The organism is Stenotrophomonas sp. CFBP 13725 (assembly GCF_014841935.1).
Lineage (GTDB): Bacteria > Pseudomonadota > Gammaproteobacteria > Xanthomonadales > Xanthomonadaceae > Stenotrophomonas.
Genome location: NZ_JACYUV010000002.1, coordinates 251,458 through 266,514 on the forward strand (window position 1 = coordinate 251,458; position 15,057 = coordinate 266,514).

16 protein-coding genes are annotated in these 15,057 nt (G+C 66.3%); 5 read left to right on the top strand and 11 right to left on the bottom strand.

The genetic code is table 11. From position 1 onward, the window contains the following. Positions 1 to 101: 101 nt before the first annotated feature. From nth to IFT65_RS04200, 3 genes are read right to left on the bottom strand one after another with little or no spacing between them, the layout of a single operon-like run. On the bottom strand, positions 102 to 740 hold the full coding sequence (gene nth, locus IFT65_RS04190) for an endonuclease III (protein ID WP_188324531.1): 639 nt from the start codon (positions 738 to 740) through the stop codon (positions 102 to 104). Positions 741 to 790: 50 nt separating this feature from the next. Next, positions 791 to 1,147, bottom strand: a complete 357-nt coding sequence (locus tag IFT65_RS04195; RefSeq protein ID WP_192080403.1) for a hypothetical protein — start codon at positions 1,145 to 1,147, stop codon at positions 791 to 793. A gap of 3 nt (positions 1,148 to 1,150) precedes the next feature. Then, positions 1,151 to 1,933, bottom strand: coding sequence for an enoyl-CoA hydratase-related protein (locus IFT65_RS04200; RefSeq protein ID WP_192080405.1), 783 nt, complete (start codon positions 1,931 to 1,933; stop codon positions 1,151 to 1,153). Between the two features lie 166 nt (positions 1,934 to 2,099). Between IFT65_RS04200 and IFT65_RS04205 the strand changes: the two genes are divergently transcribed. Continuing rightward, positions 2,100 to 2,801 (top strand): FKBP-type peptidyl-prolyl cis-trans isomerase, encoded by a 702-nt coding sequence (locus IFT65_RS04205; RefSeq protein WP_192080407.1) that lies wholly within the window; start codon positions 2,100 to 2,102, stop codon positions 2,799 to 2,801. Here IFT65_RS04205 and IFT65_RS18475 read toward each other — a convergent pair. Continuing rightward, positions 2,794 to 3,096, bottom strand: coding sequence for a hypothetical protein (locus tag IFT65_RS18475; RefSeq protein WP_197974026.1), 303 nt, complete (start codon positions 3,094 to 3,096; stop codon positions 2,794 to 2,796). The two genes, IFT65_RS04205 and IFT65_RS18475, sit on opposite strands and share 8 nt — an antisense overlap. Between IFT65_RS18475 and IFT65_RS04210 the strand changes: the two genes are divergently transcribed. Continuing rightward, positions 2,980 to 3,762 (top strand): CoA pyrophosphatase, encoded by a 783-nt coding sequence (locus IFT65_RS04210; protein WP_342365861.1) that lies wholly within the window; start codon positions 2,980 to 2,982, stop codon positions 3,760 to 3,762. The genes IFT65_RS18475 and IFT65_RS04210 overlap by 117 nt on opposite strands. Then, positions 3,759 to 4,664: a sulfurtransferase gene (locus IFT65_RS04215; protein WP_192080411.1), complete on the top strand. Its 906-nt coding sequence runs from the start codon at positions 3,759 to 3,761 to the stop codon at positions 4,662 to 4,664. Before IFT65_RS04210 ends, IFT65_RS04215 begins: the two co-directional genes overlap by 4 nt. A gap of 94 nt (positions 4,665 to 4,758) precedes the next feature. Here the strand turns inward: IFT65_RS04215 and IFT65_RS04220 are convergent, their stop codons facing one another. After that, a complete protein-coding gene (locus IFT65_RS04220; RefSeq protein WP_192080413.1) occupies positions 4,759 to 5,340 on the bottom strand; it encodes an N-acetylmuramoyl-L-alanine amidase in 582 nt (193 codons plus the stop codon). Between the two features lie 22 nt (positions 5,341 to 5,362). Here IFT65_RS04220 and IFT65_RS04225 point away from each other — a divergent pair, with 22 nt between their 5' ends. After that, positions 5,363 to 5,908, top strand: a complete 546-nt coding sequence (locus tag IFT65_RS04225) for a hypothetical protein (protein WP_192080415.1) — start codon at positions 5,363 to 5,365, stop codon at positions 5,906 to 5,908. 206 nt (positions 5,909 to 6,114) lie between these two features. Next, the gene (rlmKL, locus tag IFT65_RS04230; RefSeq protein ID WP_192080417.1) at positions 6,115 to 8,250 is read left to right on the top strand and encodes a bifunctional 23S rRNA (guanine(2069)-N(7))-methyltransferase RlmK/23S rRNA (guanine(2445)-N(2))-methyltransferase RlmL; all 2,136 of its coding nucleotides are present in this window, start codon (positions 6,115 to 6,117) and stop codon (positions 8,248 to 8,250) included. Positions 8,251 to 8,390: 140 nt separating this feature from the next. Here the strand turns inward: rlmKL and IFT65_RS04235 are convergent, their stop codons facing one another. The 6 genes from IFT65_RS04235 to IFT65_RS04260 form a co-directional block, all read right to left on the bottom strand. Then, complete coding sequence (locus IFT65_RS04235) at positions 8,391 to 8,720, bottom strand: DUF3325 domain-containing protein (RefSeq protein ID WP_192080419.1); 330 nt, start codon at positions 8,718 to 8,720, stop codon at positions 8,391 to 8,393. Next, on the bottom strand, positions 8,717 to 10,339 hold the full coding sequence (locus tag IFT65_RS04240; protein WP_192080421.1) for a PepSY-associated TM helix domain-containing protein: 1,623 nt from the start codon (positions 10,337 to 10,339) through the stop codon (positions 8,717 to 8,719). The genes IFT65_RS04235 and IFT65_RS04240 overlap by 4 nt, the downstream gene beginning before the upstream one ends. Beyond that, positions 10,336 to 10,668, bottom strand: a complete 333-nt coding sequence (locus IFT65_RS04245) for a DUF3649 domain-containing protein (RefSeq protein ID WP_188324520.1) — start codon at positions 10,666 to 10,668, stop codon at positions 10,336 to 10,338. Before IFT65_RS04245 ends, IFT65_RS04240 begins: the two co-directional genes overlap by 4 nt. A 55-nt stretch (positions 10,669 to 10,723) precedes the next feature. Beyond that, a complete protein-coding gene (locus tag IFT65_RS04250) occupies positions 10,724 to 12,946 on the bottom strand; it encodes a TonB-dependent siderophore receptor (RefSeq protein ID WP_192080423.1) in 2,223 nt (740 codons plus the stop codon). Positions 12,947 to 13,229: 283 nt separating this feature from the next. Beyond that, a complete protein-coding gene (locus IFT65_RS04255; protein WP_192080425.1) occupies positions 13,230 to 13,616 on the bottom strand; it encodes a DUF4124 domain-containing protein in 387 nt (128 codons plus the stop codon). 66 nt (positions 13,617 to 13,682) lie between these two features. After that, positions 13,683 to 14,822 carry a peptidoglycan DD-metalloendopeptidase family protein gene (locus tag IFT65_RS04260; protein WP_192080426.1) on the bottom strand — a complete coding sequence of 380 codons (1,140 nt, stop codon included), beginning with the start codon at positions 14,820 to 14,822 and terminating at the stop codon, positions 13,683 to 13,685. Positions 14,823 to 15,057: the final 235 nt, after the last annotated feature.

Sequence of the window (15,057 nt, forward strand, 5' to 3'; positions counted from 1 at the left end):
GCCGTGCGCCCGCAGCACCCCTTGCCCCTCTTCGCCGGAGCTATTGATGCCCTGTGGTTGTGACGTCCGGATGGCGCGGCGATGGCAGTCTGCGCGGCGGATCAGACCGACGCGGTCTTGTCCTTGAAGCGGCAGAGGTCACGGATGACGCACTGCGGACAATCGGGTTTGCGCGCTTTGCACACGTACCGTCCATGCAGGATCAGCCAGTGATGCGCGTCGAGCAGGAATTCGGCAGGGATGGCTTTCATCAGACCGTCTTCGACCGCACGCACGTCTTTGCCCGGGGCAAGGCCGGTACGGTTGGATACGCGGAAAATGTGGGTGTCGACGGCCATCGTCGGCTGGCCGAACGCCGTATTGAGCACCACGTTGGCCGTCTTGCGCCCCACTCCCGGCAGGGCCTCCAAGGCGGCACGGTCCTCCGGCACCACGCTGCCGTGCTGCTCCACCAGCAGCCTGCAGGCGGCGATCACATTCTTCGCTTTGGCGTTGAACAATCCGATGGTGGAGATATACGGCTTCAGCCCTTCCTCCCCCAGGTCGAGAATCGCCTGTGGCGTGTTGGCCACCGGAAAAAGGCGCCGGGTCGCCTTGTTGACGCCGACATCGGTGGCCTGCGCAGACAGCGCGACGGCCACCAGCAGTTCGAACGGACTGCTGTATTCCAGCTCGGTTTTCGGATGGGGGTTGAGTTCGCGCAGCCGGGTGAACATTTCCAGCACATCGGCGCGTGGCATCTTCGTCGTGCGCCGCGCAGCCGTGCGCGTGGGCAAACCTGCAACCGCCATCACGACCCCCGCGGCGCGGCCGCACGCGCCTTCGCCCGCGCCAGGATGGCGGCAGCGGCAGAGGGCAGGGCGGGGAAGTGGTCGGGGGCAGGGGGCGGCGAACGCCGCGCATCGCGTTCGGCATCACGTCGCGCCAGCCGTACGGCACGGTCGCGGTACCGTTCTCGTGCCTGCCAGGCGCGCTGCAACTGGCGCTGCACCGCCTGCAGGCGATCGGGCAGGTCCGCATGGCCGGGGAGCTGGCGGGCATCGGCCGCATCGGGCACGTAGTCCATCAGCCCGGCCAGCAGCGCACCGTCCAGGTCATCAGCCTGCAGCCGCTCGTACAGCGCCACGGGGTCCGGTCGGCGGGCCATCCGTCAGCGACCCTCGAAGTGGGCGGGGCGACGCTCAAGGAAGGCGCGGGTGCCCTCGCGCATGTCATCGGTGGCAAACAGCAGGCCGAACTGCGCACTTTCGTAGTCCAGGCCCGCCTCCAGGCTGCATTCGCCGCCCACGTGAACCGCGTCCAGTAGCGCCCGGACGGCCAATGGCGCGGCGCGCGCCAACTGGTCGGCGCGCTCATCCACCCGCGCATCCAGCGCGTCGGCGGAAACCACCTCGTTGACCAGACCGAGGTGAAGCGCTCGGTTGGCGTCAACCGGGCTGCCCAGCAGGCACAGTTCCAGCGTGGCCGCGCGCCCGCACAGGCGCAGCAGGCGCTGGCTGCCGCCGAACCCGGGAATCAGGCCGAGAGTGATCTCGGGCAGGCCCAATCTGGCGCTATCAGCCGCGATGCGCAGATGGCAGGCCATCGCCAACTCCAACCCACCCCCCAGCGCGAAGCCGTTGATCCGGGCCATCACGGGCTTGGGCATGCGCTCGATCTGACGCATCAGGCGCTGTCCCAGCAGCGAGAAATCGCGTCCCTGCACAGCGCTGAGTCCGCTCATTTCGCTGATGTCGGCACCGGCCACGAACGCCTTCTGCCCCGCGCCGGTCAGCACCACGACCCTTACGCTGTCAGCCTCGCAGGCGGCGGTGAAGGCCTCCGACAGCGCCCGCAGGGTCGCGCCGTCGAGGGCATTCAGCTTGTCCGGCCGGTTCACGGTCAGCGTGCGCACGGCACCGCGGTCAGCGACGATGATCGGGGAATGTGACACGCAGGTGCTCCTGAACGTTAAAAAACAGTGATGTTGAACTCTTGAAACGCAGACAGGTCAAAGCCTACGTCGTCAGTAGCGGATCACCCGTGCGACCGCTATCCTAACCCGTCGCCTCAGGGCGGCGAAAACGCCCCCTGAGTTACCACCCCTGGAGAATTGTTTGATGAAGTTGCGTTCTATCGCGGTCGCCGTTGCGGCCCTGGCCCTGACGGGCAATGCCTTCGCCCAGGACGTCGCGTCCGAAAAGGGCAAGCTGAGCTATTACTTCGGTTATGACTACGGCAACAACCTTGCGGAGCTGACCGGTCGCGGTGAGCAGCTGGACATCAACTCGGTGGTGAAGGGTCTGCAGGACGCCTACGCCAAGAAGCAGCCGGCGATCACCGCCGACCAGCTGAAGCCGGCCGTTGAAGCGTTCCAGAAGCGCGAGCAGGGTCGTGCACAGGCCGCCAAGGCCGAGTACGACAAGGCTGCGGCTGAGAACAAGACCAAGAGCACGCAGTTCCTGGCCACCAACAAGGCCAAGTCGGGCGTGCAGACGCTTGCCAGCGGCGTGCAGTACCGCGTGATCGAAGCCGGCACCGGTGCCAAGCCGACCCAGGCCAGCAGCGTGCAGCTGGAAGTGGCCGGTCCGTTCCCGTACGGCCAGCGTCCGACCGAAGCCCGCCCGGCCCAGCAGATTCCTGCCATGAAGCTGAGCGAAGTGGAAATGAAGGCCATGCGCGAAACGCTGCTGCAGATGCCGGCCGGCTCGAAGTGGGAAGTCACCCTGCCGCCGGAACAGGCCTACGGTGCCGACCCGCGTACCCCGTTCCCGCCGAACGTGGCCGTGCAGTTCGAGATCAAGCTGGTCAGCGTCAAGTAATCCGCATCATCGTTTGACCCGACGCGCCGGTGGCTTCCACCGGCGCGTTTTTTATGCCGCTCGGCAGCCCGGTAGAGCCGACTGGTAGAGCCGACTTCAGTCGGCTGCCTTCCATCCCTCCCTCGCCGTTTCGCGGTAAATTACATCGGTGCAGACCACGGAAGAAAACACGCGTGCGGTGCCCAGTCCCTGCGTTGGAAAATGCGAGCTTGATCATCATCGATCCTGCATCGGCTGCCTGCGCGATATCGACGAAATTGCGCGATGGTCGTCGATGAGCGAGCGCGAACGCCACCACGTGCTGCATCACCGCCTGCCCCTGCGTGAGCAGCTTCGGGCGTCACTGTCGGGAACACTGGCCGACGATGGACGGTTGATGCGCGCGCTGCATCCGCTGCACGCGCCGCCGATGGGCGATGGCTGGAATCGCAGTGAGCTCGACGATCTGCTGCCAGACGGTCCGTTGGTGGAAGCGGCGGTGCTGGCGGGCATCGTGCCGCGTGCCACCGGGGCCCAGGTCATCCTCACCCGACGCACGGAAACCCTTCGCCAGCATGGCGGGCAGGTAGGGTTTCCTGGCGGGCGCACCGAGCCGGACGATGCCGACGCAGTGGCCGCCGCCCTGCGCGAAAGCAACGAGGAAATCGCACTCCCCGCCGAGCAGGTACAGGCGCTGGGCTATCTGGATCCGTTCGTCACCATTACCGGTTATCGGGTGACGCCGGTGGTGGCGGTTGTCGATCCGCACTTCACGCCGGTGCCGTCACCGGACGAAGTGGCTGATGTCTTCGAAGTGCCGCTCGAGTACCTGATGACGGCCGACAACCTGCGGCACGTGGAAATAGTCCATCGTGGCCGCGTCCGCCATGTACTGGAGTACGGCTGGCCGGGCCACCGCATCTGGGGGGCCACGGCGGCCATCCTGTACAACCTGCGTCGACGTCTGGAGCAACTGCAATGAGCGTGATCGATACCCCGTGGACCACTGTCGTGGACGTAGCGTCCCTGCAGGCTGGATTGACGCAGGAAGGTGTGCGCCTGGTGGATGCGCGCGCGATGCCGGGCACGGCCCTGCGTATCGTCGATGCGCGGTTCTCCCTCGCAGATCACCAATCGGGCGCGGCACAGTTTGCTGTCGGCCATCTGCCGGGTGCCGTCCGCGCCGACCTGGATCGCGACCTGTCAGACAAGAGCACGACCGGCCACGGCCGTCATCCGCTGCCGGACAGTGACGTGTTCGCGGCCACGCTGGGGCGCTGGGGCATTGGCCCTGACACGCAGGTGGTGGTCTATGACGGGGCCGAAGGCAGCATGGCCGCCGCCCGCCTGTGGTGGCTGCTGCGCCTGATGGGACATCGGCAGGCAGCCGTGCTGGATGGCGGGGCGGCGGCATGGCAGCGCGCCGGATTGCCGCTGGTGACCGATGCGGTCGCACCTGCGCCCCTGCCCCCGTATCCCGGACGCCTGGATGTCACCCAGATCGCGAGCGCAGACGAAGTCGCAGCGCGTCTGAAACACAGTCCCGGGTGGTTGGTGGATGCGCGTGCGAACGAACGTTTCCGGGGCGAAGTCGAACCCTTGGACCCGATTGCCGGTCACGTGCCAGGCGCGGTCAATCGCCCCTTCGCGTTGAATGTGGTCGACGGCCATCTGCGGCCGGCGGAGGAGTTGCGCGCGGAGCTGCAGCAGGTGATCGGCCAGCACGAACCGTCCCAGGTGGTGCTGATGTGTGGGTCGGGCGTTACCGCCTGCCATCTGTTGCTGGCGATGGAATCGGCCGGGTTGGGCGGTGCGCGTATCTACGCGGATTCGTGGAGTGGCTGGATCAGCGACGAAGGCCGCCCCGTGGCGACGGGCGCCTGAGCCGATAGCAACGGCCACGGTCCTGTAGCGCCGACCCATGGTCGGCGAGCGCAGCAGCGGCCTGATCGCGCACTCCGCCGAGCATGGCTCGGCGCTACCGGGGCTGAGAGGTCGTCTCGCGGACGAGCGATAGGGTCGCCAGCACGGTGTCCCACGGGAACAACGGGCCGGGATCCCGCTTGCGCGGCACGGTCACCTGGGCATTGTCCGTGGCCGGCACCTGCTCCAGGTCCAGCTCGTCGTGGCCGGCGATCCGCCGCAGCGAGGGGTAGCGTGCGCACAGTGCATGCAGCAGCCGCAGCAGCGACGCGATCTGTGCCTCGGGGTACGCCTCGTGCATCTGCTGACGACGGCTGTCGAACCACGCGGGGTAGCGTCCGCTGTTGACCAGCTCAATGCCGATCGACTGCGCATTGAGCCCGCGCACATGGTGCGCGCTGCGATCCGGGGCTACGTACTGGTGCACGCTGCCATCGCGGTCGATGTAGAAATGGCCGCTGTTGCCCGTGCCGCTGGGATAGAGCGCCTTCTCGCCGTATTCCCGCGCCGTCGCCAGGTCCGGCAGTTCAGTGCAATGGATCACCACCATGTCCAGCGCATCTGTCGCGCGGAGGGGCAGCAGGTCGTGATAGGGCAGGGGCGCGACCCGCAGGTCGGGGAGCAGAAGACTCGGCATGCGCCGATGCTAGCATTGCGTCATGAATCATGATCTCCCAGACAGTACCGGCCACTGCATTCTTTCGCATGGCTTTGAAAGCGGCCCGGAGGCCACCAAGGTGACCGCACTGGCGGAGGTCGCCACCCGCCTGGGCTGGAGCCACGAGCGGCCCGATTACACCGATCTGGACGCGAAGTCCGACATCAGCCGCGTAGGTGATGTGCCGGCCCGGTTGCAGCGCCTGATCGCGCTGGCTGCGTCGGCCGCCGCGCGCGGCCCGGTGGTCCTGGCCGGGTCCAGCCTCGGCGCCTATGTTTCCGCGCTTGCATCGCTGCATGTGCCGGTGAAGGGGCTGTTCCTGATGGTGCCGCCTACGTCCATGGGCCCCATGCCCGCGTTGGATGCGGCCGATGTGCCGACCAGCGTGGTGCACGCATGGCATGACGAACTGATCCCCGCAGCGGAGGTCATCGCCTGGGCGGGTGCCCGCTCTGCGTCGCTGCTGCTGGTCAACGACGGCCACCGCCTTAATGACCACGTCGCCGAGTCGGCCGCCGCGTTCGAGGCCTTGCTGCGCCGGATCTGAGGTAAAAGGCGCAGAGGGCGGGACCCGGCCGATGCGCGAGGCAACGTGACCCGGCCGCCTGCGTTGCCACAGCGCGGGCCGGACCGGTAGGGGCGCCAGCGATTACAATGGGGTCCCCGTGCCGCCGGCATGGGCGCGGGCCTGTTGCCAGGGCCTGCCCGTTCCTGCGCCGCGCAAGCGGCTGCCCCACCTGCGAAACCGATCCTGTGAATTTCTTCGTCTCCTGCGCCAAGGGCCTGGAATACCTGCTTGCCGACGAACTGTCGGCCCTGGGCCTTGCCAAGGCCACTGCCACCATCGCCGGTGCCAATGCCGAGGGCGATCTGGCCCAGGCGCAGCGGGTCATATTGTGGTCGCGTCTGGCCAGCCGCGTGCTGTGGCCCCTGGCCGAGTTCGAGTGCCCGGATGAGCAGGCCCTGTACGACGGCGTGCACCTGATGCCGTGGCAGGACCACATGAAGCCGGAAATGACCCTGGCCGTGGACGCGCACGTATCCGGCGACAAGATCACCCACGCCCGCTTTGCCGCGCAGCGGATCAAGGACGCGGTCGTCGATCGCATGCGCAGTGAGGGACTGGAACGTCCGTCGGTCAACACCGACCTGCCGGATATCCGCATCAACCTGTCCTTGCGCAAGGGACGTGCGACGATCTCCATCGATCTCGGTGGCGGCCCGCTGCATCGCCGGGGTTGGCGCGGCGCGGCGCATGAGGCGCCGCTGCGTGAGAACCTGGCGGCGGCCGTGCTGCTGCGCGGTCAGTGGCCGCGCCTGCATGCGGCCGGTGGCGGCCTGCTGGATCCCATGTGCGGCAGCGGCACCCTGCTGATCGAAGGTGCCCTGATGGCCGCCGACGTGGCGCCCGGTCTGATGCGCCATGGCAGCCTGCCGCCGAGCCGTTGGCTGGGTTTTGACAAGGACAACTGGAAGACCCTGCTGGCCGAAGCCCGTGAGCGTGAAACCGCAGGCCTGGCCGCGCTGAAGCCGGTGGTGTTCGGCAGTGACATCGATCCGCTCGCCATCGCGGCCGCACGCGAGAACGCGGAAGTGGCTGGTGTTTCGCATGCCATCACCTTCACCCGCGCCGACATCGTCGACCTGCCGGCCCCCCCGCTGGACATCGGTACGGTGGTTTGCAACCCGCCCTATGACGAGCGCCTGGCGGCCGATCCGGCGCTGTACCGCCGCCTCGGCGACGCCTTGCAGAAGGCGGTGCCGCAATGGCGGGCCAGCCTGCTGTGCGGCAATGACGATCTGGCGTTCGCTACCGGCCTGCGTGCTGGCAAGAAATACCAGATGTTCAATGGCGCACTGGAATGTGCGCTGATCGTCTGCGATCCGGTCGCCGTGCCGAAGCGTGACCCGGCCATTCCGCGCGAGCTGAGCGAAGGCGCGCAGATGGTGGCGAACCGTATCCGCAAGAACCTGAAGAAATTCAAGACGTGGCGTGGCCGTGAGCAGATCACCTGCTATCGCGCCTACGATGCCGACCTGCCGGAATATGCGGCCGCCATCGACGTATACGAAGAGGACGGTGGCAAGGGCCGCACGTTCCTGCATGTGCAGGAGTACGCCGCGCCGGCGACCATTCCCGAGCATGACGTGCGCCGTCGCCGCAACGAGCTGCTGTCGGCCGCGCGCGAGGTATTCCAGGTGCCGCCGGAACAGGTGGCGCTGAAGTCGCGCGAGCGCGGCAAGGGCGGCAGCAAGTACGGCCGCTTCGAGCGTCGGGATGAGTTCCTGGTCGTGCGCGAAAACGATGCGCTGCTGCGGGTGAACCTGTTCGATTACCTGGACACCGGTCTGTTCCTGGACCACCGCCCGCTGCGCCGGACGATGGCCGAACAGATCCGCGGCAAGCACTTCCTCAATCTGTTCTGCTACACCGGCGTCGCCAGCGTGCAGGCGGCGGTGGCGGGGGCGGCCAGCACGACCAGCGTGGATCTGTCCGCCACGTACCTGCAGTGGTGCTACGACAACCTGGCGTTGAACGGGCAGGGCGGCAACCAGCATCTGCTGGTGCAGGCCGACGCCATGGCGTGGCTGGAGGCCGATGAAGGGTTGTACGACGTGATCTTCTGCGATCCGCCGACCTTCTCCAACTCGGCTCGTGCGGAAGACTTCGATGTCCAGCGCGAGCAGGTGCGGATGCTGCGTGCGGCCGTTGCGCGCCTCGCGCCCGGTGGTGTTCTGTATTTCTCCAACAACTTCCGCCGCTTCAAGCTGGAAGAAAATGCGATTGCCGAGTTCGCCAGTTGCCGGGAGATCAGCCCGCGCACCATCGGACCGGATTTCGAGCGCAACGCGCGCATCCACCGCGCGTGGGAACTGCGCGCACTGTGAGCAGCTCAGTGACGGCCGGCGGCCGTCACTGCCGTCGCACATGACGCATGACGGCCGGCGGCCGTCATGGGGTAACACGGTGGTAGCGCCGAGCCATGCTCGGCGAGCGCAGCGGCGCCGTGGTCAGACCATCGCCTTGGTCAGACCACCGCCGCGACCAGGCCCATCACCGGCAACGCCACGGCCAGCGGCACGATCCAGCGTGGCTTCCACGGGTACAGGCCAAACGCCAGCAGGAGGCCCCCCAGGGTCATCGCGCCCAGCCACAGCACCGGGCCCAGCGCCCAGCCATGATCGACCACGCACAGGGCGAAGGCTGCCGCCAGCAGCAGCCAGCCCAGCACGGACCACATGCGTCTCCGTGACACCGGTGCGGCCTGCCGTCCATGCAGGTCCATCTGGTGCTTTTCCATCGCCAGCGACAGCGCGGTGAACGCACTGAAGGACAGGCACAGGGCGAGCAGCATCATGCCTGCGCCTCCGCTGCAACGGCGGCTGCGGCAGCGCGCTTCTTCTTCTCCGCGGCCGTCAGTGGCGGCGTCCAGCGCTGCATGCGCCAGCCACACATCGCCAGCATGGCGCCGAACGCCAGCATTACCAGGTCAAAGCCGGCCAGCACCCAGTCACCGGCCGGAATCGTGACGCCCAGGTGGGCGTGGGTGGTCAGTGCGTTGAGCAGCGGCAACAGCGCGAACAGCGCCGCACCCAGGTACAACTGCCACGTCCACATCACGCGCTTGGGCCAGATGAAGGCGGCCAACAACGCGGTGCCCCACGCATAGAAGAACACGCTCACTTCCGCATCGGCGCGCTCGGCGGTCTGCAGCGGCAGCAGCCGGTTGGCCCAGAAGTACGACGCGAACGCGATCGGCAGGCCGGCCACCGCCCCGATGTTCAATGCATCGACGAGGCGCAGGCCGAAGCCGATCCTGCCGGTCTTCGCGTGCTTGGGGCGCTCCTTGACCGCCCACAGCACCACGCCGCTGGCCACCATCAGGCAGCCGGTCAGCCCGGACAGGAAGAACAGCGCACGCAGGCCCCAGTCGGCGAAGCGTGCCAGGTGCAGGCCATACATCACGCCACGGGTGGCGGTGGCCGCGCCGGACGCCGGCGTCTCCATCAGCAGTTCGCCGCTGACCATGTCATAGCGCAGCGCCGGCGTATCGGTGGACAGGCGACGGCCATCGCGCTGGCGGATGTCGATCACCGCATTGGCCGCGCCAGGGCTGGTGACGCTGAACCCGGACACGTCCACGCCCTTCCAATGCGTCCGCGCGCTGTCGAGCAATTGCTGGATCGGCAGGGCGGCAGCGCGTCCTTCGGCCGGCGCACTGATCTCGGGCATGCCACCGAAGGCCTCGCTGAAGAACGCGTCTTCGTCGGTCGGGTAGGCCACTTTCACGCCCCACGGCAGGTACATCACCATCAGGGTGACGATGCCGGTATAGGTGATCATCGCGTGGTACGGCAGCGCCATCACCGCGCTGACGTTGTGGAAATCCAGCCAGGAGCGCAGCCCCTTGTCTTTGCGGAAGGTGAAGAAGTCCTTGAATATCTTCTTGTGCGTGATGACACCGGTGATGATCGCCACCAGCATGAACATCGCGCAGAAACCGACCAGGTAGCGCGCCCACAACACCGGGATGTAATGAAGGTCGAAATGCAGGCGGTAGAAGAACTCGCCGCCGCGGGTCTCGCGTGCTTCCAGTTTTTCGCCGGTGTTCGGATCAATGGTCGCATCGCCGAAACGACCGCCGCCACGCCGCCGTCGCTCGCCTTCCACCGGCGGCTTGACCATCGATTCGGGGTTGCGCCAGAACATCCGCATGGCCGGGTTGCGCGGATCGGGCAGGGTGACGAACCACGTTTCGGCCTGGCCGGCATGGGTCTGCAGGTAACCCACTGCCCGTTCGGCGGCGACATCGGTACTGACCGTGGTGGCCGGCAGCTCAGGGCGCATCCAGCGGCTGATTTCCTCGCGGTAATAGCTCGCCGTGCCGGCCATGAAAATCAACAGCAGCAGCCAGCCGACCAGCAATCCGGTCCAGGTATGCAGCCATGCCATCGACTGGCGGAATCCGTTCTTCATGCCCATGCTCCCAGTGCCCGTGCCACCGCCGCCATGAGCAGGGTGGGCAGCAGAATCCCGACCCACGCCCGCAGCGCGGTGCGGGTGGCGAACGCCCACAAGGCCGCGCAGGCGCAGACCACGATGGCGACCAGCATGCCGGTCAACACGGCCTGGCCGCGCGGGCCGGGCACGACGAGCGCACAGAACACGCTGGTCACTGCGGCCAGCGCGTAGCCACCGAAAATGGCCGCCATGCTGCGCGAAAACACGCCCCAGCCGGGGCGGGCGAAGAACGCGGCCAGGCGGGGGCTGGCGGTCGTGCTGGCGGAAGTTGGCGAGCGGTCCACGGTGATCCTGCGTTGCGGTTGGAGGCAGTGCTGCCCCAGGGAAACGTGAGGGGGTTCAGAGCTTCCAGCGCAGCGTCACGGTGACGTTGCGCGGCTCGCCCCAATAAACGCCCTGGTAGAAGCCGACATTGTTGTAGTACGCCTTGTCCAGCAGGTTGTTGATATTGAGCTGGGCACTGAAGTTCTCGTTGAAGCGATAGCCCGCCGACAGGTTGACCAGGTAGAACGCGTCCTGTTCGATGCGCGCGGTTTCGGTCCGACCCGTGGTCAGGTAATCCGCGCGCGGCTTGCTGCTGTTGTTCCAGATGCCGCTCTGCCAGGTAACCCCACCGCCCAGCCAGAACCGGCCCTCGATGCCGCCCGGACGCCAGCTGGTGTTGAGGCGGAACGTATCCTGCGGCGTCGTGGTTTTCTGCAGCACGCCGGCACGGTTGCGGATGGTGGTGTGGGCGAAGCCGGCGGACAGGTTCCAGTGCTCGCCGATGCTGCCCTGGGTCTCCAGTTCCCACCCCTTCACCTTGTTGCCCTTGCCGGTGGATCGATAGGCCTGGCTGCCATCGGGCAGCGACGACGGCGGCACCGAATCATCGATCTCCGCCACGTTGTCCTGCTCGCCCTCGAAGACCGCGGCCGATGCATTGAGCAGGCCATCGAAGAACTCCGCCTTCAGGCCGCCCTCCCACATGTTGCCGACCACCGGCTCCAGGTAATCACCGTCGCGGTCGCGGTAGTTCTGCGGCTGGAAGATGTCGGTGTAGCTGACATAACCGCTGAAGTTGCGATTGAAGTCGTAGACCAGGCCCAGATACGGGGTCAGGGAGTCGTCGGGCTTGTAGCCGGTGCGCGTGGTGGCGGTGAGCGCGCCCGCGGTGTCGTGCGTATAGCGCCAGCTCGTGGTTTCCCAGCTGCCGTAGCGCGCACCGACCACCGCCAGCAGCGGGTCGGCCAGCTGCAGGCGTGCGGCCACATAGGCAGCGCGCTGCTTCAGCTCGTTCTCCGAAGCGAGATAGCCCAGGCGGGTCACCGGCAGACGCGGCACCTCGCCGGTCCAGTGTCGCCAGTCCGGCACCCTGGCGTAGGCATCGCTGTAGTCGAAATCGATGGCGTCCGATTCGCCCTTGCGCACCGACTGGCCCACGCCGAACACCAGTTCATGGTCCCGTCCGAACAGCTTGAACGGGCCACTGACGTTGAGGTCGAACACCGACATCGTGCTCTTTTCGTTGAAGTGCGAGATGTAGGCCACCACGCCGGTGCCATCGGGGCGCGGGTAACCGGATGCGCCGTACCAGACGCTGCCGTCGGTATCGCGGTCGGCATGGGTGACGTTGGCTTTGGCCGACCAGCCGTTGCCGAGCTGCTGTTCCAGGCGGATGAAACGCGTTTTCTCGATGATCGGCCAGCTGCTCCACGAGGCGGACAGGTTGGTCGAGCGCGGCAAGTTCGCCGGCGTGCCATCGGCGCCCCAGTACGGCACCACGCCCCACGTCACACCGCGGGTATGCGGTGACTGGTACTCGTAGCCCAGTTCAAGCAGTGTGCTGTCAGTGACGTCGGCCTGCACGATGCCGTAGAACACGTCTTTGTCCAGCGTGTAGACATCGCGGAAGGAATCGCTCTGCTGCTTGGCCGCAACCACGCGCGCGCGGACGCGACCGTCCAGCGCCACCGGGCCGCCGAGATCGGCTTCCAGGCGTTGGTTGCCCCAGCGACCCAGGGTCAGGTTGGCCCCGGCCTGGAAGGTGTCGGTCGGGCGCTTGCGCACGAAGCTGATGGTGCCCGACGGATCGCCGGCACCGGTGGTCAGGCCGGTGGCACCGCGGATCACCTCGATACGCTCGTAGATCACGCTGTCGGTGTTGGTCTTGATCGAACCGCCGAAGGTGTTGAGCATGCCATCGACCTGGAAATTGGTGATGTTGTAGCCACGCGACACATAGTTGATGCGTTCGCTGTCGGTGACCGACACATGCACGCCGGTAACCTGGGCCATCACATCGGACAGGGCGAACAGGCCCATGTCGTCCAGGCGCTGGCGGGTGATCACGGTCACCGATTGCGGGGTTTCGCGCAGCGACAGGTCCAGCTTGGTCGCGGTCCGCGCGTGCTTCACCGTATAGCCGTTGTCGATTTCACCGTCGGCGGTCACCTGTACGGCATCGAGGGTGCGCGCGGCATCGGCAGCAGGCGCCTCGGCGTGGGCGGTGGCGGCCAACAGCAGGCTGGTGATGGCGACGGCGAGGCGCGATGGAGCGGGTGCAACGAACGGGGACGACATGAGGGATGCGTATCCATGCAGGTAGAAAAGCCGGCGATGGAAGCGGCCGCGTGGACGCGTGCGCTCAGCGCTGCAGTCAGCGCCCGCTCCCATCGTCGCCGCGCGGGCGCAGGGCCCGAGCGGCAGACAGTGGTGTGGGTACACGGGGCGGCGGAGACGGAAGCAGAGCATCCGCAACTGACTGGCTGGGCGTACGACAATGCTTAAATGATAAGTATTCGCATTTAGTTAAGCAAGCGTTTTCAGTACGGTCCCATGGACGAACGGATGGCGCATCCGTCGGTCAGCGAACCGCGCACGCGCGGTGGATTTCCTTGTTGACGCGTTCGGGCGCCGTGCGTCCCGTGAACACCTCGGTCATTTCCTTGCGGACGCGCGCGTCCTCGCACGCTTCCGCATCGACGACGTTGTCGATGACCGTGCCGCGTATGTCCGGCTGGTCATAGCCGACGCTTTCGCGGACCCAACGGCGCGCCTGCGACGTCTCGCGGGCCACTCGCACGCGGTCGGCGGAGGTCAGGTTGGGGTCGCGCACGATAGGGCGGCTGATGCCGGTGTCCAGCTCTTTCGGGCACGGCACGGACTGGTAGATGGTCTGCTTGCCGTCGCTGCATTTGTACACGCGTTGCGCATGCGCCTGCGTTGCCAGCGCGCACAGCGCCAGCGTCACCAACATCCTGGTCATGGTTCCCCCGGCGCACCGCCTTGGCGCGCGATGCGCGGGAGAATACCCTATTCAGGGAGCGTCGACACCTATGTTGGTGTAGTAGCCGAAACAGGAGCGACTGCCGTTTCGGCTGAGATTGAAGCGTTGGCAATTGACGTCATAACTGGAACCCGTGGCGGTTATCACGTAGCTGGACAGGGTGATGCCGTTCAGATGGTGGTGGCTTCCGTTGGACTTCAGTGACCAATGCAGGTGTGGGCCGGTCGATGCACCCCCATTGCACAATGCCTGCACCAGGCTGTTCGCGGGGTTCGCGATGGGGTCGTTGGCCGTAACGGTGTCGCCGGTGGCGGGGCGGATGTTCATCAGGTGGTAGTAGGTAGTGGACCAGCCCCCGTCGTGCACGATTTCAGCCATGCAGGAAGAGTGGCGTTTGAATTTTCCGGCAGCGGAGGCGGATACCCAGTTGCGGCTCTGGTCGCTGCCCCACCACCCGCCCACGCCCATGTCCAGCGAAGACATCGGAAAGCTGCCGCTACCGGAATTGGTGTGCGCTCCTCCGACGTACCAGCGGGCGTTGAGCGGGTAGGGGAACTGCAGCAGGTTCGTCGGTGGAGCGTCGGCGCGGGGCTGCGCCGTACGCGATACCTGCGTTGGCTCGGTTCCGAACAGACGGCGGTAGACATCAACGAATCCGATATCCGCCAACTGCGCCGCACGCACGCTTTCGGTTCCTGCCAGTGCATACAACGTACGCAGCGGATTGCCGGTAGAAAGCGCAACAGGACCACCGGTGCTTCTGTCAGCGGCGTCGTACATCGCATCGCGCAGCGTCTCGGCAACATCGCGCAACTGCGCACTGAAACCCGTCGTGGCGACAAGCGTGCCAAACGGCCGCTCCAGCCGCGCCGCACTCGGCTGGGGGGAGCTCAACACGCCCGTCTGCAGCTCCATCAGCGCAAGCAGCACACGCGGGCTGATCCCGCTGTAGCCCGACCAGTGGGAAAGCGTCTCTGCCTGCGCAGCCAGTGGTGGCGCATGCGTTTCCAGCCACTCGCCGATATCGAAATCAAACATTTCGTCGTACTGGTAGACAAGGTGCTGGCTGTGCAGGGAGGGCGTGCTGGCGTGCGCAATCGACAGCGTGGACGCAGCACAGAGAACAGCAAGCAGCAAGGGTCTGAACAGAGGACGCTTGTAGACGGTCATGGTGAGGGATCCGGCTGAGGCAGAGCGGCAGGGATGTTCAGGCCGCAACGTCTCCTGGCCCTGCACGAAGCGGGCCTCTCAGGGTGATCAAGGACTGGCTCGCTGCTGCCGCTGTTGGCGGGCGGGCACGGCCAATGCTAGGCGGGTGCGACGGTGCGGAGTTTGTCGCTAATCACAAAGCGGATGGTGTCGAAAAGATCGATCGCAGGCATCAGTCTCTGCTTCAGGATCAATC

Coding starts and splice junctions, on each gene's coding strand:
- nth (WP_188324531.1), bottom strand. CDS start 740: ATGCCACGCGCCGATGTGCTGGAAATGTTCACCCGGCTGCGCGAACTC.
- IFT65_RS04195 (WP_192080403.1), bottom strand. CDS start 1,147: ATGGCCCGCCGACCGGACCCCGTGGCGCTGTACGAGCGGCTGCAGGCT.
- IFT65_RS04205 (WP_192080407.1), top strand. CDS start 2,100: ATGAAGTTGCGTTCTATCGCGGTCGCCGTTGCGGCCCTGGCCCTGACG.
- IFT65_RS04215 (WP_192080411.1), top strand. CDS start 3,759: ATGAGCGTGATCGATACCCCGTGGACCACTGTCGTGGACGTAGCGTCC.
- IFT65_RS04220 (WP_192080413.1), bottom strand. CDS start 5,340: ATGCCGAGTCTTCTGCTCCCCGACCTGCGGGTCGCGCCCCTGCCCTAT.
- IFT65_RS04225 (WP_192080415.1), top strand. CDS start 5,363: ATGAATCATGATCTCCCAGACAGTACCGGCCACTGCATTCTTTCGCAT.
- IFT65_RS04235 (WP_192080419.1), bottom strand. CDS start 8,720: ATGATGCTGCTCGCCCTGTGCCTGTCCTTCAGTGCGTTCACCGCGCTG.
- IFT65_RS04240 (WP_192080421.1), bottom strand. CDS start 10,339: ATGAAGAACGGATTCCGCCAGTCGATGGCATGGCTGCATACCTGGACC.
- IFT65_RS04250 (WP_192080423.1), bottom strand. CDS start 12,946: ATGTCGTCCCCGTTCGTTGCACCCGCTCCATCGCGCCTCGCCGTCGCC.
- IFT65_RS04260 (WP_192080426.1), bottom strand. CDS start 14,822: ATGACCGTCTACAAGCGTCCTCTGTTCAGACCCTTGCTGCTTGCTGTT.